Origin of the sequence: Embleya sp. NPDC050493 (assembly GCF_044458105.1) — a bacterium.
In the GTDB taxonomy this organism is placed as follows: domain Bacteria; phylum Actinomycetota; class Actinomycetes; order Streptomycetales; family Streptomycetaceae; genus Embleya.
This window is the reverse complement of record NZ_JBITHP010000004.1, coordinates 504,556-526,980: the sequence shown is the minus strand read 5'-3', so window position 1 is coordinate 526,980 and position 22,425 is coordinate 504,556. Positions and strand designations below refer to the sequence as shown.

14 protein-coding genes are annotated in these 22,425 nt (G+C 71.1%); 6 read left to right on the top strand and 8 right to left on the bottom strand.

The features are described from left to right. Positions 1 to 536 precede the first annotated feature (536 nt). Together ACIBM5_RS12155 and ACIBM5_RS12150 are read right to left on the bottom strand one after the other, a co-directional pair. Positions 537 to 5,285, bottom strand: coding sequence for a DUF4082 domain-containing protein (locus ACIBM5_RS12155; RefSeq protein WP_396006760.1), 4,749 nt, complete (start codon positions 5,283 to 5,285; stop codon positions 537 to 539). Between the two features lie 232 nt (positions 5,286 to 5,517). Then, the gene (locus ACIBM5_RS12150) at positions 5,518 to 8,745 is read right to left on the bottom strand and encodes a DUF4082 domain-containing protein (RefSeq protein ID WP_396006759.1); all 3,228 of its coding nucleotides are present in this window, start codon (positions 8,743 to 8,745) and stop codon (positions 5,518 to 5,520) included. Positions 8,746 to 8,978: 233 nt separating this feature from the next. Here ACIBM5_RS12150 and ACIBM5_RS12145 point away from each other — a divergent pair, with 233 nt between their 5' ends. Then, positions 8,979 to 9,914, top strand: a complete 936-nt coding sequence (locus ACIBM5_RS12145; RefSeq protein WP_396006757.1) for an NAD-dependent epimerase/dehydratase family protein — start codon at positions 8,979 to 8,981, stop codon at positions 9,912 to 9,914. On the opposite strand, the gene ACIBM5_RS12140 is transcribed toward ACIBM5_RS12145, so the two are convergent. Then, positions 9,907 to 10,524, bottom strand: coding sequence for a NeuD/PglB/VioB family sugar acetyltransferase (locus tag ACIBM5_RS12140; RefSeq protein WP_396006755.1), 618 nt, complete (start codon positions 10,522 to 10,524; stop codon positions 9,907 to 9,909). The genes ACIBM5_RS12145 and ACIBM5_RS12140 overlap by 8 nt on opposite strands. 98 nt (positions 10,525 to 10,622) lie before the next feature. On the opposite strand from ACIBM5_RS12140, the gene ACIBM5_RS12135 reads away from it, so the two are divergent. Then, entirely contained in the window at positions 10,623 to 11,678 is a 1,056-nt protein-coding gene (locus ACIBM5_RS12135) for an O-antigen ligase family protein (RefSeq protein ID WP_396006753.1), read from the top strand. A 679-nt stretch (positions 11,679 to 12,357) separates the two neighbouring features. Further along, on the top strand, positions 12,358 to 12,513 hold the full coding sequence (locus ACIBM5_RS12130; RefSeq protein ID WP_396006751.1) for a hypothetical protein: 156 nt from the start codon (positions 12,358 to 12,360) through the stop codon (positions 12,511 to 12,513). Positions 12,514 to 12,870: 357 nt separating this feature from the next. Here the strand turns inward: ACIBM5_RS12130 and ACIBM5_RS12125 are convergent, their stop codons facing one another. The 5 genes from ACIBM5_RS12125 to ACIBM5_RS12105 form a co-directional block, all read right to left on the bottom strand. Continuing rightward, positions 12,871 to 13,644 (bottom strand): sugar transferase, encoded by a 774-nt coding sequence (locus tag ACIBM5_RS12125; protein WP_396006749.1) that lies wholly within the window; start codon positions 13,642 to 13,644, stop codon positions 12,871 to 12,873. Between the two features lie 87 nt (positions 13,645 to 13,731). Next, the gene (locus ACIBM5_RS12120) at positions 13,732 to 14,928 is read right to left on the bottom strand and encodes a glycosyltransferase (RefSeq protein ID WP_396006747.1); all 1,197 of its coding nucleotides are present in this window, start codon (positions 14,926 to 14,928) and stop codon (positions 13,732 to 13,734) included. After that, positions 14,882 to 15,697, bottom strand: coding sequence for a polysaccharide deacetylase family protein (locus tag ACIBM5_RS12115; RefSeq protein WP_391589825.1), 816 nt, complete (start codon positions 15,695 to 15,697; stop codon positions 14,882 to 14,884). The genes ACIBM5_RS12120 and ACIBM5_RS12115 overlap by 47 nt, the downstream gene beginning before the upstream one ends. Then, positions 15,694 to 17,262, bottom strand: coding sequence for a GNAT family N-acetyltransferase (locus ACIBM5_RS12110; RefSeq protein ID WP_396006745.1), 1,569 nt, complete (start codon positions 17,260 to 17,262; stop codon positions 15,694 to 15,696). The genes ACIBM5_RS12115 and ACIBM5_RS12110 overlap by 4 nt, the downstream gene beginning before the upstream one ends. Then, entirely contained in the window at positions 17,262 to 18,854 is a 1,593-nt protein-coding gene (locus tag ACIBM5_RS12105; protein ID WP_396006744.1) for a GNAT family N-acetyltransferase, read from the bottom strand. Before ACIBM5_RS12105 ends, ACIBM5_RS12110 begins: the two co-directional genes overlap by 1 nt. Positions 18,855 to 19,181: 327 nt before the next feature. Between ACIBM5_RS12105 and ACIBM5_RS12100 the strand changes: the two genes are divergently transcribed. Genes ACIBM5_RS12100 through ACIBM5_RS12090 form a run of 3 tightly spaced genes read left to right on the top strand, consistent with a single transcriptional unit; the run spans position 19,182 to position 22,408 of the window. Further along, complete coding sequence (locus tag ACIBM5_RS12100) at positions 19,182 to 20,108, top strand: polysaccharide deacetylase family protein (RefSeq protein ID WP_396006743.1); 927 nt, start codon at positions 19,182 to 19,184, stop codon at positions 20,106 to 20,108. 18 nt (positions 20,109 to 20,126) lie between these two features. Next, complete coding sequence (locus ACIBM5_RS12095; RefSeq protein WP_396006741.1) at positions 20,127 to 21,260, top strand: GNAT family N-acetyltransferase; 1,134 nt, start codon at positions 20,127 to 20,129, stop codon at positions 21,258 to 21,260. After that, positions 21,257 to 22,408, top strand: coding sequence for a glycosyltransferase family 4 protein (locus ACIBM5_RS12090; RefSeq protein WP_396006740.1), 1,152 nt, complete (start codon positions 21,257 to 21,259; stop codon positions 22,406 to 22,408). Before ACIBM5_RS12095 ends, ACIBM5_RS12090 begins: the two co-directional genes overlap by 4 nt. The last annotated feature ends 17 nt before the right edge of the window (positions 22,409 to 22,425 follow it).

Genomic DNA, 22,425 nt, shown 5'->3' with positions numbered 1-22,425 from the left:
CTGTTGAGTTCTCAAGGAACGGACGCTTCCTTCGGTGCGGAATCAACCGCGCCCTCCGGGCGTTTAACGTTCAGTGTGTAGCTTGTTGAGCTTGTGTTGCTGTGTTTCTTTTGTTTCGCTTTCGCGTTTCCAGCTTAGCACACCGTTTCGGCGGCTTCGCTTTCCTCGCTTTCGGCTTCCACCGCGTTTCCGCGTTTTCCGCCTCCCGGACTCTAGCAGATCTTGCGACCCGCTTTTCGTCCGTTTCTTCGTGCCTTCCGCTTTCGAAACTTGCGTTTCTTCCGCTTCCGGCCCGCCGAGCCTAGCAGTCCTTCCGGCCTGCTTGGCCCACCGCCTCGGGCATCGGGAATTTGCATTCTCCGAGGCATTTGGCGGTGCCCGCAGACTTTAGCGGAGCGCATTCCCGATCGCCTAATCGGTGATCATGGATTTGCTCGCCTCCCGGGCGGACTTCGCAACAGTACACGGCCGGGCCCGGAGCGCCAAATCGCTCCGGGCCCGGCCGTGCGTACCGTCCCCGCGGGCTCAGCCGAGGGTCAACGCCCCTTCCCCGTCACGGGTTTCGGGCCGGGCAGCGTGTTCGGTCCCGCCTCGGTCACCGGCGGCGTGGTGGTGACCGTGCCGTCGTGGGTGAAGCCGATTCCCTTGAGGGTGGGAAGCGCGCGACCGTCGCCGGTGAGCTCCACCCGGTATTGCAGGAATCGCGACGCGCTGCCAACCGTGTCACCCGGTCGGGACAGGTCCTTCCATTGCGTCCAGCTCGCGTCCGGGACGGCCGTCGTGCCGGTCCGCACCGATACCCGCAGCGTGCTGCCCTTGGGGATCTCGGCCTGCCAGTCACCGGCCAGCCAGGTCACCATCCGGCCGGCGTCCAACGGCTTCGACATATAGGTACCGGTCGCGGCCCTGTCCAGGGTGAGCGCGTCCGGCCGATCGCCGCTCACCGCTCCCCCGGACACGCTGCCGTTGGTGAAATCGAAGGCGCCGGTCTCGGCGACACCCGGTCTGGGCATCACCAGCCGCGCGGTGTCCTTCTTCTTTCCGCCGCCGCCCGTCCAGGTGCCTTCGTTCCCGGCCGCGTCGACGCCCGCGAGGCGATATGCGTACGTCTTGCCCGAGCCGAGGTGGCCGAGCTTGGCGTGGTGCTCGGTGGTCGACTGCTTCCGGTCCGCGTACACCGGTCGCACCGACGCCGGGGTGTCGCCCAGAAGCACCGACGTGGTCGTGGGCTTGTCCGTCTTCCAGGTCAGGTCGGCGCTGCCGTCCGGCCAGGTCTTGACCGAGACGTCGCTGATCACCGGCGCCTTGCGGTCGGCCTTGGGGGTGCGGAATTCAGCGGGCTTGGTATCGGGGGCGGGCCAGACGCTGCGCTCGCCCTTCGCGTTCTCCGAGGTGAGTCGGTAGTAGTAGGTGGTGTCGGGCTTGAGTGCGCCCAGGGCGACCTTGTGCTCGCCCGCGGTCTCCACGCTCTTCTGGGTGATCGACAGCTGGTCCGGCTTGGTACCCAGCTGCATCTCGGTGGTCGAGGGCACGTCGGTCGTCCAGGTCAGCGTGCCCGAGCCGTCCGCGGCCGGGGCGGCCTTGGCCTGGGCGATCTGCGGCGCCACCGGAGTGGCGTAGGTCGCGGTGTATGCGCCCGAGGTCCCGTCGAAGACGGCGTACTCGATGCCCTTGACGGTGGTCTTCTGGAACGTGACCGCCGAGCCGCCGCGGGAGAGCGCGGTGAGGGTGGTGCCGCCCGAGCCGGTGGTGGGCAGCATCGTCATCAGGTTGGTCGCGGCCGCGTTCTGGTTGACGGTGAAGGTGACCGAGTTGCCCACTCGGTTGAGGCCGGTGATCGTGGAGGCGTTTCGGGCGTCCGTCCAGTCCAGCAGTTGTTTGGCCGACACGATCGGGACGTTCTTCGCCTTGGCCGAGGCGATCAGTGCCTGCTCGATGTCGAGCTGGCCCACGTTGCCCACTCCGCCGTTGGCGTTCGCCGAGTCCGTGTGGTTGTTCATCACGAATGCGCCGTAGAAGCCGTCGTTGTTGGCGCCGTTGACGAGCTGGTCGAACGTGTCCGGGTAGACCTGCTGGAATTCGTCGTTGATCTGCGTGGTGCCCTGGTAGATGTCGATCATCTGACCATTGGGGTCGGTGAATCGCATCGGGAAGCCGGAACCGGTGAAAAAGCCGGGGCTCGCCTTCATCAGCGGCCCGCCCCATGTGTTCTTCCAGTAATCCGGCATGTAGTAGTAGTTGGTGTCGAGCCGGATGCCCTTGGCCCGGGCGATCGCGGCGTTCGAGCTCCAGTCGGGCCAGGTCAGGCAGTGCGTGCGGTTGGTGGTCGGCTTCAGCGGCGCGTAGCGGGTGAAGTCGTCCAGGCTGTTCTCGTACACCGCGCCGAGCCCGGCGTTGATGTCCGTCTGGGACGCGCCCGCGCGAAGTTGCGGACAGCTGCCGTTCTGATCCACGTGGCGGGCGATCTCGAAGCCCTGCGCGGTCCAGTTCTGGACGTCGGACACCGAGGGCGCCTGGGTACCCTGCGGCCCCGGGCCCCAGACGTAGATGGTGCCGCGCATGCACTTCCAGTTCCGTACCGCGGCGTCGCGCAGCGCGGCGATCGGGCTCGCACAGGCCGGGTCGGAGCTGTTGTTGTTGTAGCGGGTCACCCTGCCCTGCATGTCGCTGAGGTTCTGGCCGTGGTTGTCACCGGTGGAGACCATCACGACCTTGAGCAGGTCGGGCGCGGTGGTGGCGGCGTTGCCGGGCAGGTACCAGGTCCGCGGGATCGGGGCCTTGGCGCGGTTGCCGAGCTCGATCAGGTTGGCGAACAGGCGCTGCTGCTCGTCGGCCTGCGGGACCTGGACTCGGCTGAGGTCGATCCAGTCCGGGTAGAACATGTCGTCGGCGCGCATCAGCGGGCCGCCGCTGTCGGAGAAGTTGTCGTTCTCGACGCCGGCTTGGGCCGGGTTGCCCTGGCGGGTCTGCACGATCGAGCGGGCCAGGTCGTAGGTGAACGCGGACGCGGTGCCGCTGCCCACGGTGCGGGTGGTCACGGCCGGGCCCAGCGGGCTGGTGCCGGTGCGGGTGTACAGGTCTGCGACCCGGACCGTGCCGACGCCGCCGGGGACCGTCCAGACGTCGGCGGGCCCGTGGTACTGCATGCTCAGTTGGCTGTAGATGCCGGCGCCGGCGGCGGTGCCGCTGTCGACCTTCATGTACTGGTTGGCCTGGAAGCCGCCGGAGGTGCCCAGGCCGAGCAGGCCGGCCAGGGCGGCGCGCGGGTGCATGGCGATCAGGTTGCCGCCCGCGTTGACCCATGTGGTGAGGTCGGTGACCAGTTGCGCCGAGGGGGCGAAGTCGCCGAGCACGACGGTGGTGTAGCCGTTCAGTACGGTCGCGGTGACCGCGCTTGCGTCCTTGACCGCGAACGAGTTGAGGCCCTCGCTGCGCAGGATCTCGGTGTAGTAGCAGCTGAACGGGTTGGAGTCGGCCTTGATCACCAGGATCGGGCCGGTGTTGGGCGCGTCGCACGGCGGCGTCGGTGGGGCCTGGCCGGTGGTGAAGCTCCAGGTGGCGTCCGGCATCGCGTTGTCGGATCGGTCCTTGATGCCGCTCACGGTGAGTGTGTACGGCGTGCCGTAGGCCAGTTCGGCGTCCGGTTTGAGGGTGAGCTGGGTCGGTGTGGTCGGGTTGTCGAGTTCGAGTTCGGCGGGCACGACCGTGCCGTTGCGCTTGAGCACGAAGCTCAGGCCGGTGGGCTTGAGCGGTTCGCTGAAGGTCACCGAGGGCTGGATGCCGGAGAGCACGCCGTTGGCGTTCGGTGTCGGCGTCATGTCGGTGACCGCGGGGGCGACGGTGTCCTCGGCGTTGGTGCTGAAGACCACGTCCACCCAGTAGTTGCTGCCGTTCCAGCTGTCCGTCGGGTAGACGCTGCCGGCGTTGTACTTGTACACGCCGTTGCCGCCGTCGACGCCGTCGGCCAGGGCCGTGATCATCGAGTTGCCGACGGGCTGGGAGAACGAGCCGGTGTTGGCCGGGTAGTTGCCGTTGGGCGCGAAGTAGGACGCGACGTAGGTGACGCCGGCGTGCACGGTGATCGGGGTGGGCAGGTCGACGGTCTGCCAGCCGCTGCCGGTCCGGTTCACGTTGGGCACGGTGGCCAGGCGGGTCTGGGTGTTCTTGTCCCAGAGGCTGACCGCGTACGGGCCGGTGCTGCCGGTGAGCTTCCAGAACCTGATCGATTTGATCTGGCCGTCGGTGGTGGTGCGGAACTTGACGCCGACCTCGACGCTGTTGTTGTCGGTCTGGTTGGGCGTGCTCGGGCTGACCGGGCCGGTCCAGATGCTGGTCTCCACGGACTGGCTGCTGCCGGTGCCGGTGGTGAAGGACCAGGACTTGGCGGCCATGGTGTTGCCCGCGGCGTCCTTGGCGCCGCTGACCGTGACGGTGTAGCCGGTGGACACGGCGAGCGCCGTGGTGGGCTGGAAGGTCGCGGTGTTGCCGCTGTACGTGGTGGTGCCGGTGACGGCCGGGCCGCCCGTTCGGCCCACCGCCCACTGCACGGTGGCGGGCTGTACCGGCTCGCTGAAGGTCGCGGACAGCGGTGCGGCGGTGGCCACTCCGGTGGCGCCCGCGGCCGGTGTGGTCTGGGTGACCGTGGGCGGCGTGGTGTCGGCGCCGGGGACGAAGGAGACGTCCACCCAGTAGTTGCCGGCCTGGTAGGAGTCGGTCGGCATGCCGCTGCCGGGGTTGTAGGTGTAGACGCCGTTGCCCTGGGTGCCGTTGCTCGCCGGGGCGACGAGTTGTTCGACGGTGTGGTCGGTGGCGAAGAAGTTGTCGGTAACCGTGTAGCGGCCGACCGGTGCGACGTAGGAGGCGATGTAGGTGGACCCGGCGGCGACCGGGATCGGGGGCGTGAAGTTGGCCGTCTGCCAGCCGGACGCGCTCTCGTCGATGAAGGTCACCGAGGTCGCGGTGCCGGTCGTGGTGTTCCAGATCCGGCCGGTGTGGGTGCCGGTGTTGCCGGCGTCCTTCCAGAACTTGATCTGGGTGATGGTGCCGTTGCCGGCGGGCCTGAAGCGCACCCCCACCTCGACGGCCACCGCGTCGGTGTCGGTCACGGCGCCGGTCGGGGCGGCGCCGGCGAACAGCGAGCACGGACTGCATGGCGCGGCCTGGGCCGCGGTGATCGGTGCGAACAAGGTGAACAGCAACGCGCCGATCGCGGCGAACGCAATGCTCGTCCACGTCCCTCTGCGTTGTCGGTGACCCGATCTGGTCCTGGCGCGGGCAGCCTTCATCGAGTTGGTGCTCCTCAATGGCATGACGGTCGGTTCGTATGGTCGGGAGGGGTGCGCGGCGCGCCGAAGTCGGGTCGCCGCGGCCTCCCGAGGCCGGCCGCCGGCGGATCGATGCCGCCGGCTGCCGGTTCGGTGCTCGGTGCCGGGTCGCTCGGGGGATCCGGTACCGCTGTGCGTCGGTCGGTTTCGGTGCCCGGTGTCGGGTCCGTCGGGTGTCCCGGTACCGCTGTGGCTAGTTGGTGGTGAAGACGACGTCGACCCAGTAGTTGCTGTCGTTCCAGGTGCTGGTGGGGAAGCCGGTCCCGTAGACGTACACGCCGTTGCCGCCGACGCTTCCGGACGCGGCTGCCTTGATCGGCCCGGTGCCGCCCGCCGCGGTCAGGCCGCCCTCCGTGGAGGAGTACCGGCCCTGGGGGGCGTAGTACGAGGCCACGTAGGTGGTGTTGGCGGCGATCTGGACCGGCTGGGTGAAGTTCACCTGTTGCCAGCCCGAGGCGGTTTCGCTGCCGAAGACCGCGCTGGTCAGGATGCTGCCCTGGGCGGACCAGATCGTGCCGGTGTGCGTGCCGGTGTTGCCGGGGCCCTTGTAGAACCGCAGTCCGGTGACCTTACCGGGGACGGTGCTGCTGAATTTGACGCCGAGTTGGATGCCGGTGGTGTCGGTGTCGGAGAGCACGGCCGGCGTCGCGGTGGCGGGCCAGATCGTGCAGGAGGGGTCGCAGGTCGGTGGTGGCGTGCCGCCGGCCGTGGTGAAGGACCAGGTCCGGGGGACCATCGGGGTGCCCTCGGCGGTTTGTGCGCCGCCGAGGGTGACCGTGTACGACGTGCCCGGGGCCAGGTCGGCGGTCGGATCGAAGGTTGCGGTCCTGGTCCCGGCGTTGTAGCTCGCGGTGCCGGCGACGGTGCTGTTGTCCGACTTGGTGAGCGACCACACGATCGTCGCGGGCTGTACCGCGAGGTCGAAGGTCGCGGTGACGTTGCCGCCGACCGGGGCGGTGATCGCTCCGTTTGCCGGGGTGGTCACGGTGACCACGGGTGCGGGGCCGGTCGGGGTGGTGTCGGAGGTGGTGAACACCGGATCGACCCAGAAGTTGGCGTCGTTCCAGGTCGAGGTCGGGAACCCGGTGCCGTAGCGGTACACCCCGTTGCCGCCGGCGGTGTTGCTCGCCGGCGCGGTGAGCGGACCGCGGATGTGCGCGGCGCTCAGGCCGCCCTGGTCGGCGCTGTATCTGCCGTTGGGTGCCTGGTAGGACGCTACGTAGGTGGTTCCGGCGGTGACCGGCACCGGCTGACCGAAGTTCACCTGCTGCCAGCCGGACGCGGTTTCGCCGGGGAACGTGGCGGTGGCCAGTTGGGTGCCGGACGAGGACCACAGCGTCCCGGTGTGGGTGCCCGTGTTCGCGGCGTCCTTCCAGAAGCGGATTCCGGTGATGAAGCCGGCCCGGTCGGGCTGGAACTTGACGCCGAGTTCGGTGGCGGCGGTGTCCGGGTCGGGCCCGGACGAGGGTTGGTCGGTCGGCGTCCACAACGTGCACGGGCACACGACGGGTTGCGGCGGGCCGCCGATGGTGACGGTGACGCCGGCGGACGGGGTTTCGGTGCGGGCGCTGTCGTCGGTGGCCCGGGTCTTGAGGGTGAGCGAGCCGCCCGGGCCGGTGGTGAACACGTAGGTCCAGCTCTCCCGGCCGGTGGTGGCGGGGTGCCAGGTGGCGCCGTTGTCCACCGAGACCTCGACGCCGCCGACCTTGCCGCCGGTGTCGGTCGCGGTGCCGGTGATCGTCACGTTGCTGTTCGCGGGCAGGCTGCCGCCGTTGGTGGGCGCGGTGATGGTCGAGACGGGCGGCGTGGTGTCGGTGCTCTTGACGGCCGCGACCATGCCGGCCATCGGGCTGCCGGGCTGCACGCCCATGTCGGCGAAGAGGTTGATCGTGGCCTGCTGCATCGCGGTGTCCACGGTGCCGTTGGCGCCGACCCGGTAGACGTCCAGGCCCCACGCCCACTGCACGGTGCCCGCGCCGAAGACGAGGGCGCCGCTGGGCGCGCGGTACAGGGTCAGGCTGTGCTTCGAGCTGCCGTCGGCGTAGGTCGAACCCTGGTCCTGGAGCACCGACATGCCGGACTTGACCGTGGTGGAGAGCCGGATCAGGCCTGCGGGTCGGGCGCCGTTGTCCAGGTCGGAGTCCCATTCGTAGCCGAGGGTTCCGCTTCCGAGCGTCGTTTGTGCGGTGAGACCGAGGGTGGCCAGGCGGGTGTTCCGCCACAGCCGTAGCCGGCCGTCGGCGCCGTTGGCGTTCATGTCGGTCGTACAGCAGTTGACGGTGAAGATGGTGCCGGTGAGGTTGTTCTCCGGCCGGCCGCCGTCACCGGGTGGCGAGAAGCGCGGGTCGCGCCAGGTGCCGGTCCACACGGACGGGCCGAGCGGGTCGATCGACTGGTTGGCGTGGGTGTCCTTGTACGCCACCAGGTTGCGGTGGTCGGGGCCGTTCCCGTTGATCCCGCCGTTCTCCCAACGGGTCTTCCAGAACACCTCGTTGCCGGAGAAGAAGGCGAGGTTGACGCCCGCGTCGCGGGCCGCCTCGACGTTGGCCCGTTGTGCGCCGGACCAGTATTCGTCGTGGCCCACCGACAGGAACACCTGGTGGTTCTTGATCAGTTGGCCGCGTCGATCGGTGTCGACACCGGTCGAGTACGTGACGTCGTAGCCGTTGCGTTCCAGGAAGCGCAACATCGCGAATTCGGCGTTGAACAGCGAGTCCGCGGGGTTGTCGGCGCGCGTGGTGAAGGGCCGGTTGTAGCTGACCTTGTAGGCCCGCCCCACCGGTTGGCCGGCGTAGAGGTCGTTGCCGCCGTACGCGTTGTACGCCTGCCAGGTGGTGTCGGATGCCTGCATCAGCAGCGCCGAGTGCGATGCGTCGTTGCGGACCACGAACGGGATGTGGCTCGCGCCCGAAGAGCCGTCGGTGCGCGTGGGTTTGGCGATGTAGTAGCCCGAGGCCGCGTCGGCGGGTACGGTCCAGGACACGGAGTCGGTCCAGTTCGAGCAGTCGATCAGTCCGGTCACCAGGTTGTCGGTGTCGCAGTTCGGCTGATCACGTGGGGTCACCGCCGAGGCGGGGATCGTGTAGACCTTGCGGGCGCCGCTGCCGTTGTACCAACCGAGCCGGTAGATGTCGACGCGGTAGGAGCTCGCGGTGGTGTCGATCCGGAACTTGATCTGGCCACCGGCATTGACGCTGATGTCGGTGGAGAAGCCCTGGATGGAGGTGCTGCCGGCGCCGCTGACGTCCCATTCGGTCCGCGGGTTGCCGGTCTTGCTGTTCTCGCAGACGACCGCGTTGGTGACCGGTGCGTCACAGGGCCCCGCGGATGCCTTCGGTGTGTTCGGAGCCGCGACGGTGAGCGCGAGCAACAACGCGAACAGCGTTGGAATCGTTGCTCTGCGCAGCCGTGGCCTGGGCATGTTCATGAGTGTCCCCCACCCCAACTTCGGTTCCCGGGGCGGTGTCCCGGGTCCGAGATAGGGGAAAGTGTGGCGCACGTTCCGGCCTGTTGTCCGGGTTTTGCCCTCTCGTGAAGCGGGCCGTGGGTACAGTGCGGGAACCGGGGGTGGGTCGGCCTCGGGTCGGACTTGGGGTAGTTCGAATCACAGGCACCGGCGGGGATGGTTCCGCACGATGGTCCGGGGGGGACTTTGTGAAGGTAGTGATCACCGGCGGCGCCGGTTTCATCGGCTCGAATCTGGCCGCCGCGTTGCAGGACCACGACGTCGTGCGCGACGTGCACGTGGTCGACGACCTGTCCACGGGGTCGCTCGAAAGTTTGGCCGGCCTGAAGGTGACGTTCCATCAGGGATCGATCCTGGAGCCGGAGTTGCTCGATCACGCGTTCGCGGGCGCGGAGGCGGTGGTGCACCTGGCCGCGTTGCCCTCGGTGCCCCGGTCGGTGGAGGCGCCGCTGGCCAGCCATCACGCCAACGCGACCGGCACGCTGGAGGTGTTGGAGGCGGCGCGACGGGCCGGGAACATCCACGTGGTGGCCGCGTCCTCGTCGTCGGTGTACGGCGCCAATCGCGAGTTGCCCAAGCGGGAGGACATGCGCACCACACCGCTGAGCCCGTACGCGGTCAGCAAGTTGGCCACCGAGTCGTATCTGCTCGCGTACGGCAACTGCTATGACCTGCCGGTGCTGCCGTTCCGCTTCTTCAACGTGTTCGGGCCCGGGCAGCCGGCCGATCACGCCTATGCGGCGGTGATCCCGCGGTTCGTGGACGCGGCGTTGGCCGGTCGGCCGCTGTCCGTGCAGGGTGACGGCGAGCAGACGCGCGACTTCACCAACATCGGCAGCGTCTGCGCGGTGCTCACCGACGCGGTGCTGCGCCGGGTGGTCTCGGACATCCCGGTCAACCTGGCGTTCGGCTCGCGGACTTCGTTGAACGCGTTGATCGACTTGTTGACGCAGGTGCTCGGGCAGTCGGTCGAGGTCGAACACGTACCGCCGCGGCCCGGCGACGTGCGCGATTCGCAGGCCGACGGGTCGCGGCTGCGCGCGCTGTTCCCGACCGCGGAGCCGGTCGAGTTGCGGGACGGACTCGCGCAGACGGTCGCGTGGTTCCGGTCTCGACTCAGCTGAGCCGCTCCTCGCGCGGGCGCAGCGGTCGAGCGGGTGAGCCCACCACGGTGGTGCCCGCCGGTACGTCCCGGGTGACCACGGCGCCCGCGCCGACGAAGGCGCCGGCACCGACGGTCAACCCTTGCAGGACCACCGCGTTGCTGCCGACGGTGACGTCCTCGCACAGGTGCACGTTGCCGGAGATGTTCGCGCCCGGGTACACCGTGCTGCGCGTGTCGAGCACGGCGTCGTGTCCGATGGTGGCGTTGTAGTGGACCTGCGCGTGCGGGCCCAGGGTGACGCTGCTGGAGACGTGCGCGTTGGCCTGGATCAGGCAGCCGGCGGCGATCGTGGTCTCCGGCGAGATCACCGCGCGCGGGTGCACGAGGGTGACGGCGCGCAGGCCGCGTTCGTCGAGCAGGAGGGCCAGTCGGGCGCGGGCCGCCGGGGCGGCGATGCCGACCAGGTAGTCGCCGGAGTCGACTTCGCCCGGGCCCAGCACCGGCAGGCCGCGCACTTTTTCGCCGGCGCGGGCGTCGTCGAGGAACGCGGTGACGGTGAGCGTGTTGGCGAGCGCGGCGTCGAGGGCTTCGCGGCCGACGCCGCCGGCCCCGCAGATGTAGAGCGGCATGGGGGACATCCTGGCATCGCCGGGCGGCCGGGATGAGCACACGCGCGCGGGCGCGGGTACGGGTGGGTCCGGTTCGTCGAGCGGAAGCGGGTTGTGCGGTGGGTGTTGACCGGGAAGGGGACCGTCGGGTCCGGAGTTCGGCGCGGTATCTGTCCCGGCTTGATCTGCTGGGCACGGGCGTGGTCGCGACGACCGCGATGTGGGCACTGGTGGCGGCGGCGAATCGGGCCGGTGAGCCGGCGGCGTTCTTGTTCGCGCTGTCGGCCGTGGTCGGTGGGTATGTGCTGGGGCGATTGCTCGGCGCGCGTTCGGCGTTACTGCCGCCGGCGGTGGTCGCCGGCGCGGTGGCGGGGATGTTGATGTTGTGGCCGGGTGCGTTGAGCGGGGACGCGACCGCGCCGCCGTTGCACTACGGGAATGCGAACGGCGCGTTGGTGGCGCAGGCGGTGGGGGCCGCGTGTCTGGCCGCGCTGGTCGCCGCGTCCGATCGGCGGCGGGGTGAAATCCTGTTATTGGCAGGGTTGTTGGTACTCGCTGCGTTCGCGACACGTTCGGTGGCGGCGGCGGTGGGTGCGCTTGTGGTGTTGTTGGCCGGGTTGTCGTCGGCGGCGGTGCGGCGCAAGGGCACGGTCGTGCTGGTGTCTGCGGTGTGTGTGGTCGGCGTGGGGCTGGGCACCGTGGTGCTCGGGGCGCTCGGTACCCGCACGGGCGGCCTGGAGGGCGCCGCCGAGGCCGGTCTGACCGAGCGTCGGGTGCAACTGTGGGGCGACGGCGTACATCTGACGAAGAGACATCCGCTGCGCGGGACGGGCCCGGGGATGTTCGTGACGAACAGTCCGACGGCGAGTTCGGACGCGGACGTGCACTCGGCGCACTCGTTGTGGTTGCGGCAGGGCGCCGAGCAGGGGCTGCCCGGCGCCCTGTGTCTGGTGGCGCTGGTGGGGTGGGTGTACGTGCGGTTGTGGCGCTCGCCGCAACCGGTCGCGGTGGTGGTGGTCGGGTCGGCGACGTTCACGGCGTTCGTGGCGCAGGCGTCGATCGACTATGTGGCGGAGTTTCCGGTGGTGTTGGTGGCGGTCGGGTTGCTGACGGGGGCGGCGACGGCCGGTCCGGATCCGGCGCTGCGGGCACGATTGGCGCGCGGGGGCGTCTAGGGCGGGGGCGTCGCGGGTCGGCCGGGCGGGGGCTTCCGGGTGGACTGCGGCATGGTTCCGGGTCGGCCGCCGAGCGGCTCACGGGTCGGTTGCGGCATGGTTCCCGGGCCGGCCGCGGAGCGGTTCCCGGGTCGGCTGCCGGTTGGTTTCCGGTCGACCGCGGGGCGGCCTGCGCATGGTGTCGCATTGTCCGCCATGGCGACCTCAGGGCTTTTGGGGGCAATGCCGGATTCACCCGAGTCTCTGCATGCGAAACCTCAGATGATGCTCAGATCCGTGTCGCGCGGACGACTCCGCGTCTATTTTGTGGAATCGCCGCAACACGGGCGCACATATTTCCCAGGCAAGGGGAATGTCACGTCGATTCGCAGGTTTGTCGATCCGCGTGCAGGATTGCCGGAATCCCGTTTCGAGTTCGTTGCGGGATTTTCCAGAGAATGAGAAAAGCGGGACGGGCGGTCCGGGGGGCCGCTGCCGCGCAGGTGTGGACGAGCCCTGGGCATCCCGTTGTAGGCGCAGGTCACAGCCCTTACACCAGGTGGACACGGGCCGGTCGAGCATGCGGTCGACGCGGTGCGCGGATGTCCTTCCATACCCCCGAAACGGTGTCGGATGATTCTCGAAAGCCTTTTTCGCAATATCGCCTCAGGTCCTTCGAATACGCTGCGCGACTGCTTCAATGCTCACTGATCCTCGGGCCAACCGCGCACCCGACTTCGGGGAAGCCTTCGCGCGCTCGGTCCGTACTCCCCGGCGGCCGCTCCGACCCGGCCGCGGGGTGTGGACCGTGGGTCTGGGCATGCCCGCCCTCGCGGCTGCCGGCCTGGCCCAGTGACCATCGCCTCGCCGAGCGAGTTCGGCGGCACACCCGGCGGCTCCACCCCAAACCGCCGGTCGCGCCGCCCGTGCCGACCCGGTTCGTCGGCACCCGAGTCGACCTTCACCAGGATCTCCGGCTACGGCTGCGGGAACAGCGGCGCGAGCGGCTTCGCCGAGGTCGGCCGCTCAGCGACGGCGGCAAGGCACGGGCTGACCGGGTCGCCCGGGCCCGCTGTACGCACCGAGGTCACCGAACCCGCCGGGCTTCCCGGGCTACCCGAACCCACCGGGCTCCCCGGCCCCTGACTGCGTGATGTCCGTGCTCGATCCCCACGATCGGGCACGGACATCCGCACATCCGGACGCTTCGGCGTCAGGAGACCTCTTCGGCCAACGATTCACCCGCCGGCCGCTGCGGTGGCAACATCCGGGTCGGGTCGACCGGGGAGTGGGTGATCGGTGCGGACCAGACGATGGGTCTGGGCAGCGGGAACGTCTCGCCCCGGTCCTGCCGTACGGCGCCGGGCCGAGCTGCGGCCCCGCGCCCCGGATCCTCCTGGGGCAGGTTGGCGACCGGCACCGGGAAGCCCGGATTGACCCCGCCGGCGGCGGTGATCCCGGTCGGCCGCAGCAGCACGCCGATCGTGCGCCACAGGATGACCAGGTCGACCCGGGCGCTGCGGTTGCGCACGTACCAGAGGTCGTATTCGATCCGCACCGGCCAACTGAGCGCGTTACGCCCCTGGACCTGGGCCCAACCGGTCAGCCCCGGTCGCACGTCGAGCCGGCCCCGCTGGCGTTGCGTGTAGTGCACCACCTGGCTCGGCAGCGTCGGCCGCGGCCCGATGATGCCCATGTCGCCGCGCAACACATTGATCAGTTGCGGCAGTTCGTCCAGGCTCGTGGTGCGCAGCAGTTGGCCGGTCCGGGTGATCCTGGTGGCATCGGGTTCGTCCGGATGGCGCGGGTCGTGCATGGTGCGGAACTTGAGGATCTCGAAGTCGCGGCCGCGCAGACCGCTGCGTGTCTGGCGGAACAGTACGGGCCCACCCATGGTCGCGCGGATCATCACGTAAATCGCGAGCAGGACCGGTCCCATCAGAACCAATGCCAGCACGGCCACGGTGATGTCGAACAGTCGTCGCATTCCATGCCCCTCCCCTGGTATGGCGTTCGGTGTGGCGAGCTTCGGGCGCCGGCGGTGTCTCCCTCACCGGCCGTCGCCCGTTGTGCGTCAAGTCCAACCCAGGCCGCGGCGCCCGGCCACGGCCCGATAGGTGTCGATCGAGATGCCCGCCACCCTGCGCTGGTCGAACTCGGCCAGAGCGCGCAGCCGGGCGGCGGCGCCGAGTTCGGCGCGCAGGTCCGGTTCGGTGATCAGGCGGTCGATCGCGGCGGCCAACAACCGGGGCTCGCCGGGCGGTGCAAGGAGCAGATGTTCACCGTGGGTGCCGATCTCCCGACAGCCGCGGATGTCGCTGAGCACCATGGGCAGCCCGCAGGACGCGGCTTCCATGGCCGATCGTGAGAAGCCCTCGCGGTGCGAGGGCAGGACGAACACGTCGAGCGCGTTGTACACCGCGGGCATGTCGGAGCGCGCACCGACGAATTCGACCCGGGAGCCGTGCACGGCGCGGGACACCGCGTCGGCCTTGTCCGGGTCCTCCGGTCCGATCCAGACGAATCGGGCCTTGCCTGCGAGCAGTCCGGCTGCCTCCACGTATTCGAGGATGCCCTTTTCCGCGACCTGCCGCCCGACTCCGCCCACGAGTAGTTCGTCTTCGGCCACGTTCAGTGCCCGCCGAACGCTCGCCCGAGCGGCGGGATCTGGTCGAAAGCGGGTCAGATCGGTACCGTTGCCGACCACGCGCGAGCGCCACCCGGGCACGGCCCGGCGCAGCGTCGCGTGGTCGGTGGCGTTCTGGTACAGCTCCGCGTGCGAGGCGCGGGCCGCCAGGCCCTCGGTGCCGAGCACGAACGCCCGGCGGGCCCACGGGTCGCCGGGCCGGATCCACAGGCCGTGGCAGGTGTTGACCACGACCGGGACACCGGTGGCACGACCCAGGATCCGGCCGAGCACACCGGTCTTGGGGTTGTGCGTGTGCAGCACGTCCAGGCGCAATCGGCGCAGCGTGCGCACCAGTTCGCCGGCGGCCGCGGCGTCGCTGCGCAGACTCCAGGCGCGGGTGAGCGAGTTCAGCGGCACGTGCGTGACGCCCAGCGCCTCGATCTCGGGAACGTAGGGGCCGGCGGCACTGATCCCGTAGGTCTCGAAGCCCGCCGCGACGTCCTCCTCGAGTTCGGTGCGCAGGAGCAGGGCCAGGCTCATGTCGATGGTGGTCAGGTGGGCGACCCGCAGGGGTCGACCGCCCGGGCCGCGCGGCTCACGCATGCGCACCGGCCCGCTTGCCCAGGCCGACCACGGCGGCATAGGCGCGCTCCTGGGCGAGTCGGCCGCCGAGCTTGGCGCGGAAGAACGCGGGCGGGTCGGTGCGCCGGACCGGGACCCGGCGCAGCCGGATCGGGTCGCAGCCCGGAAGGTTGCGGCCGAGCACGCCGGTGGCGGCGCTGCGGAACCGGCAGCGCAGGGCGTGCTCCATGTCCGGGACGGCGATCCCCCACGGATAGGCGAAGTGGGCCGGGCGCAGCCCGAGTCGGCGTTCGATGTCGTCGGAGGCGTCGTCGAGTTCGGCCGCGGTGAGTGCCTCGGGGCGGGCGTGGCTGCGGGTGTGGTTGCCGATCGTGGCCAGGCCGGACTCGGCCAGTTCGGCGATCTGGTCCCAACTCAGCGCGGCGGATCCGCCGCTGGTGCCGGTGGAGCCCTCCCAGCGCATCTGTTCGCCGATGCAGCCGGTGGCCAGGTAGAGGGTGAACGGCAGCGCTCGGGCCCGCAGTTCCGGCCAGGCGTTGGCGTACACGTCGGCGAAGCCGTCGTCGAAGGTGAGCACGATCGAGGGCGTCGGGTCGCCGGCCGCGAGCCGGTCCACCGCGGTGTCGAGGGAGACCACGTGCGCGGGTGGGAGCAGGTCGAGCTGGGCGCGGAACGCGTCGGCGGGCAGGTCGAGTTCGTCACGGCTGCCGCCCCCGACGCGATGATAGATGAGCAGGGTCGCGCCGGGTGCCGGATCGCGGGCGAGGGCGGTGGCGGCCAGGCCGCGTTTGAGCGTGGCGCGCACGCGGTCGCCGCTGATGGCGGTCATCGGGTGGTGCCCTTCGAGGTGTGCCGGGTGGGAGCGGTGCGGGCGTGGGGCCACGGGACCGGTTCGGATTCCTGACGAAGCGGGGTGCCGGCGCTGCCGGCGGGGTCGAGCACGTACAGGCGCAGGGTTTCACCCAGGGCGGTGGCCACGCTGCGCACCGCCTCGCCGGGCTCCCACGCGCGTGGTCGGTCCCGGGTGCCCAGTGCGGCGACCGTGCGCACCGTGCGGTCCGCGGCCAGGTGCACGAGGGTGTGCGGCTCCTCGCCGACCAGCCACCACGTCTCGCCGCGGTCCCGACCGCCGTCGACCACGTCGGTTCCGCGGTAGCCGCAGGCCAGCGCGATGGGTCGGTTGTCCTCGACGCCGGCTTCGTGCACCGGGTCGAGTTTGTGGCCGGGCTCGCCGTGCGGGTTGATCGCGGGCGCGATCACCGTCTCGGCGACCGGGGTCGGCGCCGGTTCGGCGGCCTTGGCGCGGCGTACCCGCAGGTGTTGTTCGACCGACATCCGGGTGGCTCGGGCGAAGCCGCGGGCGGGCAGGGTGGCGGCCAACACGCGTCGGTCGCGGATGGCCTCGATGTCCCACAGGGCGGGGCGTTCGGGGGCCAGTCGCAACTTCTGCGGGGTTCGGGTGGGCATCAGGTCGACCAGGCGCGGGCTGCTTTTGGCGGGCCAGGGTTCGGTCAACACCCGCTCCTGGGCTTCCCATTGCACGACGGTGCCGATACCCAGCGCGGCGAAGCGCTCGTCGTAGGCGGTGGAGTGCCAGGTGGCCACGTCGCCGAGGCGGAACCACAGGTGCATCGCGGCGGGTACGCCGTCCACGCGCAAGATGTACAGCCGGGCCCAGTCGTGCCGGGCGGCGCGGGCGATCAGCTCGCGGCGGGCCTCGGCGGCGGCGGGTTGCAGCGGGCCCTTCCAGCTGCGGGCGAACAGGTCGGTGTAGATGGCGAATCCGGCGTCCAGGTCGCGCCCGGTCGCGGCGCCGGCCGTCTCCTCGACGGTCAGGTCCCAGTGCGCGCGCACCCGACCGGCGAAGCGGTGCGCGTAGCGGTCGAAGCTGCGGAATCGGGCCTTGTGGCCGGCCCAGCCGCCTTCGACGCCGGCGAGCATGTCGCAGGCCTTCTCCCGGGCGTCGACGGTGTAGCCGCACGCGCGTAGTCCGGCGATCAGCCGGTGGGTCTCCGGGTCCCGGCTGGGCATGCGGTGCAGGCGCAGTTCGCGGATGCCGGCGCGGGCGAGGGCGTCTGCGATCGAGTCGGCGCCGTGCGGTTCGTCGGGGTGCACGACCACGTGGCTGCGGGGTCTGCGGTGTGCCGAGAAGACCCCCCATCGGTCGGTGCCGATGCGCTCCAGCGGCAGCAGTGCGCGCGGCTGGTCGGCGTCGTCGAGCACGGACACCACACGGATGTCGTCGAGCGGATCGTGGTGGCCGTGCAGGGTGGAGGCGTACCACGCGTGGGTGTCGAACGGGTCGGCGTGCACGCCGCGGGCGGCCACCAGCCGGTCCCAGGACGCGGCGAAGGTGGGGTCGATCTCCAGCGGGTGCATCGGGCGCGCCCGCATCAGGCCCCCTCGGAGCGGCTGAACACACCGCGCGAGCCGGTGCCGGCGACGGCGGCTCCGGGCGCGACCGATTCGGCTCCGCTCGGGGCGGGTTCGGCGGTCGGCGGGCTCCACGCGCGGGGCCAGCGCAGGCGCGGGTCGCGCACGGGCACCTCGTCCAGGTAGCGGACGGGCGACGCGAGCAGGTCGGCCAGCATCAGCGCGATCGCCTCCAGGGTGTAGGTGGGGTCGTAGCGCACGACCTCGCGCAGGGTGGGTACGGGTTCGTGGTGGTCGACGCGGGCCACCGCCAGCGGGCCGGTGCCGATCCGGTACCAGCGGTCGTCCGGCCCCCAGTCGGCCCGCATCTCCTGCGGGCCCTTGCGCGCGCAGGCCACGGCCAACAGGCGCAGTGTGGGTTGGTCCAGGGTCAGCCGGACGCCGGCCCGGGTCGGGATCTCGGTCGCGGGTCTGGCTTCGAGTCGGCGCGCGGTGCCGGAGGAGCCGGCGTCGACCGTGCTCACCCGCGCGCGCAGGCCGCGGACCCGGGCCCGGGCGGCGATCGGGACCGCGCGCTGCATCTCGCGGGCGCCGCGCAGCAGCGGCAACACCCGGCGGGGCACCCGGGCTGCGCACACGTCGAGCAGCGCGGGCCGTTCGGTGCTGATCCGGTCCTTGAGCGGGCTCGCCCCGGGCAGTAGGTCGATCAACGCCAGACCGCCCTCGGCGAAGGCCAGTTCCTGGGCGCGCCAGTGCACCACGTTGCCCGGCGAGAGCATCGCGGCGGCCGGGTCGTAGGCGATCGTGTGCCACTGCACGACCGGACCGATGCGCACGCCCAGACAGGACGCGATGGCGCGGTCGTCGGCGTAGAGCACGTACAGCCGGGCCATGCCGCGCGCGTCGAGTGCACGGGTGAGCAACCGGCGGCGCTCGGGCGAGGCGCCGAGTCGGCCCTTCCAGCTCAGGTCGAACAGTTCGTCGTGGTCGGCCAGGCCGGCCGCGAGCGGCGTGGCGCCCGGCGCGCCGAATGCCGCCACCCGCAGTGTCCACAGTTGTCCGGCCCGCCGGGTGGTCTGGGCGATCGCGCTGTCGAAGCCGCGGTGTCGGGCCCGGTAGCCGGACCAGCCGTCGGGGGTGGCCTCGATCATGTCGGTCATGCGTTCGCGCACGTCCACCGCGTAGCCCGCCTCGCGCAGCGCGGCCAGGAGGGCGTGCGTGGCCGGGTCCCGGCTGGGCATGCGGTACAGCGTCAGTTCCCGGATGCCGATCCGGCGCAGTTCGCCGACGAGTTGGCGCAGGACGGCGGACTGCGGCTCGGGGGCGCCCAATACGACACGTGTGCGTTCGCGTTGGCCTCGGCCGAGTTCGTGGGCGCGTCCGCTCGCGTCGAGTTCCAGCGGGAGCAGGGCCAGCGGACGGCCGGCGGCGAATACCCCGGGTATGCGCACGTGTTCGGTCCGTTCGGGTCGACTCGTCAGCCACGACGACATCCACGCGTGCGTATCGAAGACGTCTGCCTGGACCCCCCGTCCTGCCACCAATTCGTCCCACGCACGCGCCAGATCGGTGTCGATCTCCTCGGCGTGCAGGGTCGATGCACGATTGACCATCGCCCGGCCCCCACCTCGCGGTCCCGATGTGAGCGGCATCGGAACGTTTGTGCCCAACCGGCGTCCCCCGCCCCCACACGGCCGGGACACGAGTCACCCGCCGACCAGATTAGGCCGGATGGGTCACGCGTGAAGGGTGTTTCGCAATCCGTCCACGAGTCGTCCGTGATGCTCCCCGATATCCGGGGTACGCGGGCTTGCCCCGATGTGACCGGTGGGCGGACGTCGGGTGACGGGCCGTGGGCGGACGTTCGGCGACCGGCTGACGGGACCCGACCCCGCTGTTACGGTTCCGGCAGCGGGAGCCGCGGGGCTGGGGAGGCTTGGGTGGGCGGTTCGATGGTGGGCTCGGTACGGTCCGGGGGCGACGCGTTGTTGCGGCGATCCCCGGCGCAGGTGTGGTTCGCGCATCGCGCCCGGTTGCGGCTCGCGGTGCTCGGGTATCACGGGATCTCGGATCCGGACACGTTCGCGGGGCAGTTGGACCGGCTGCGCCGGATCGCCCGGCCGGTATCCCTGGACGAGGTGGAGACGGCGCTGGCGACGCGGCGCGCGCTGCCCGCCAAGGCGGTGCTGCTCACCTTCGACGACGGTGAACGCAGCATTCTGGAGCACGGGTTGCCACTGCTGCGCGAGCGCGGCATCCCGGGTGTGGCCTACGTGGTGGCCTCGGCGATCGACTCCGGGACGCCGTTCTGGTGGCACGAGGCGGACCGGTTGGTCGCCGCCGGGGCGCGGGTGGCGGGTGAGCCGGAGCGGTCGCCGAGCGGGTGGGTGGCGTACCTGAAGACGGTGCCGCAGGAGCGGCGTCTGCGTCTGCTCGCGGCGCTGCGCGAGGGGCGGGAGCCGGTGCGGACCGAGCAGTTGACCGGCGCCGACCTGGGCACCCTGGAGTCGGGCGGTGTACGGGTGGAGAACCACTCGCTCACCCATCCGCTGCTCGACCGGTGCTCGGACGCCGACGTGCGGGCCGAAGTGGTGCAGGCGCACGAGCGGTTGACCGAGCTGCTCGGTCGGGCCCCGCGTTCGTTCGCGTATCCGAACGGGAACTGGGACGTGCGGGCCGAGCGGTTGTTGACCGAACTCGGCTACCGCACCGGGTTCCTGTTCGATCACCGGCTCGGGCCTCGACTGCCGGACCACCCGCTGCGGATCTCCCGCCTGCGGGTGGGGTCGAACACCCGCCCGGATCGCTTCGCGACGATCCTGTCCGGGCTGCATCCGGCCCTGCACGCGCTGCGCGGCGGCCGTTGACCTGCTTGAATCGGCGGGTTGTTCGGGTCGGCGAAGCGCCGGATCCGGTCGACGGACAGATCCGGGGGGATCACCGTGCTTGCTCTGCCCACGCTGTTGCGCTCGCCCGGCGAGTTGACGGCTCTCGTTCCGTCCTGGCGCGCGCTGGTGGCCGCGACGCCCGGGACGTCGTACTTCACCACGCCCGACTGGGTGTTGGGCTGGACCGAGTCGCTGGGCCGGGAGCAGGCCGGCCGCGCGGTGGTGGCCGTGTGGCGCGCCGAGGACGGCGCCGCGGAGGCGGTCGTACCGCTGCTGCGCACCCGTGAGCGGTTGCATCCGCGGCTGCCCGGCGGTGTGCTGAGCTGGACGCTGCTCGGCACCGGGCCCGGCGCCGCGGACCACTGCGGGTTCGCCGTCGATCCGCGCCGGCACCAGGACGTCCGGGCCTGGCTGGCCTCACTCGCCCGGCGGCGCACCATGCTCTTCCCGCATCTGGATGCCGGCACCGGCGATCCGTTCCTGCCGCCCGGCGCCCGCGAGATCGAACGCACCGCGTGCCCGGTGATGCCCGCCGACCCGGCCGCGCTCGGCTCGGCCCGGCACCGGCAGGGGGTTCGGCGCAAGGCGCGCAAGCTGGCCGAGGACGGGATCACCTTCACGTGGGTGGCACCCGACGCGACGACCCCCGAGCTGTTCGACGACCTGCTGCGGCTGCACCGGTTGCGCCGCGAAGCGATCGGCGGGTCGAGCGCGTTCGACGCCACCCGGCGCCCGTTGCACGCGGCGCTGGCGGCGCGCGCCGCGGCCGACCGTGGACCCTGCGCGCTGGTCGCCCGCGATCCGGCGGGCCGACCGGTGGGGGTCCTGTACGGGTTCCTGTGGCAGGACACCTTCGCCTACTACCAGTTGGGCTGGGACCCGGCCTACGCGAAGGCGAGCCTGGGCACGGTGTTGTTCCACGAGACGCTCACCGCGCTGGCCGCCCGCGGGGTTCGCACCTTCGATTTCCTGCGCGGGGCCGAGGAGTTCAAGCACCGATTCGGCGCCGTCGATCGATACGACACGACATGGCTGGTGGCCCGGGGGGCGGGCGGCGCGCTGTTGGGCGCGAAGTCCGCGGCCCGCCGGGTCAGGAATCGCCGGCTGCGGCCGGTTCGGGGGGAAGCGTGAAGGATCGCATCAGGCTCGTGCACGTGGTGTGGCGGCTCAGCGTCGGCGGTGGGATTCCCCAGGTGAGCCGGCAGGTGCTGGCCGGGCTCGACCCGGAGCGCTTCGACTGCCACGCGATCATCGCCAGGCCGGCCTGGGAGGAGGATCGGCTCGACGAGTTGGGCGCCCATGTGACGGTGCACGCCCTCGACCACGAGGGGCCCACCCGGCCGCAGGACGAGATCCGGCTCGGGCTGCGGATCGCCTCGCGGGTGCGCGAGTTGCGGCCGGACGTGTTGCACGCGCACAGCGGTACGGCCCGACTCTCGTTGCCCGCCGCTCTGGGCTCCCCGGGGATGCCCCGGGTGCTGGAGGTGCACGAGCCGCTCAAGGACGGCCTGCACTCGCGGCTGACCAACGCCATCGAGGTCGGCATGGTCAAGGCGGCCGGCTTCCGCCCGTTCGCCCACTCCACCCACGTGCGCGACGCGACCGCGGCGATCGTGGGGTGGCGGCCGGAACGGATCCCGTTGGTGCCGTTGGGCGTTCCGGATCATGTGCCGGACCCGGCGGCGGGCCGCGCGTTGCGCGCCGAGCTGGGCATCCCGCGCGAGGCGCGGGTCGTGGTCGGGGTCGGCCGGGCGACGCAGAAGAACATCCCCCTGATGGTGCGGGTCGGTGCGGACGTGGTGCGCAAGCTCGGCGACGCCGGTCCGCCGGTGGTGTTCCTGGTGATCGGTCGTCAGGAGCCGGAGATCCACGCGCTGATCGAGGAGTTGGGGGTCGGCGAGCGGGTCCGGGTGGTCCCGCCGCTGGCTCGGCTGAGCGACGCCTTCGACGCGGCCGACCTGTTCCTGTCCACGTCGCACTACGAGGGCTTCGGGCTCGCGGTCGCGGAGGCGATGATGGCGGGCGTGCCGGTGGTCGGCACGGCGGTGGGCGGCGTGACCGACGTGGTCGCGGACGGCGTGACCGGGCGGTTGCTGCGCGCGGGCGACCGGGGCGGCCTGGTGATGGCGTGCCGGGAACTGCTCACCGACGACGTGTTGCGGGCCCGTATGGGCGCGGCGAGCCGGGAACGGGCGCTGTCCCGCTTCACCCGGCAACACATGCTTGACGGCTTCGCCCGGGTCTACGAGCGCGCGGCGCTGCGCCGCCGCCGGGGGTAACCGGGCGGTCGCGACGG

Bases quoted from the DNA above. Each gene is read 5' to 3' on its own strand.
- ACIBM5_RS12155 (WP_396006760.1), bottom strand. From the start codon at position 5,285: ATGAAGGCTGCCCGCGCCAGGACCAGATCGGGTCACCGACAACGCAGA.
- ACIBM5_RS12150 (WP_396006759.1), bottom strand. From the start codon at position 8,745: ATGCCCAGGCCACGGCTGCGCAGAGCAACGATTCCAACGCTGTTCGCG.
- ACIBM5_RS12140 (WP_396006755.1), bottom strand. From the start codon at position 10,524: ATGCCGCTCTACATCTGCGGGGCCGGCGGCGTCGGCCGCGAAGCCCTC.
- ACIBM5_RS12130 (WP_396006751.1), top strand. From the start codon at position 12,358: ATGCTCACTGATCCTCGGGCCAACCGCGCACCCGACTTCGGGGAAGCC.
- ACIBM5_RS12125 (WP_396006749.1), bottom strand. From the start codon at position 13,644: ATGCGACGACTGTTCGACATCACCGTGGCCGTGCTGGCATTGGTTCTG.
- ACIBM5_RS12120 (WP_396006747.1), bottom strand. From the start codon at position 14,928: ATGCCGCCGTGGTCGGCCTGGGCAAGCGGGCCGGTGCGCATGCGTGAG.
- ACIBM5_RS12115 (WP_391589825.1), bottom strand. From the start codon at position 15,697: ATGACCGCCATCAGCGGCGACCGCGTGCGCGCCACGCTCAAACGCGGC.
- ACIBM5_RS12110 (WP_396006745.1), bottom strand. From the start codon at position 17,262: ATGCGGGCGCGCCCGATGCACCCGCTGGAGATCGACCCCACCTTCGCC.
- ACIBM5_RS12105 (WP_396006744.1), bottom strand. From the start codon at position 18,854: ATGGTCAATCGTGCATCGACCCTGCACGCCGAGGAGATCGACACCGAT.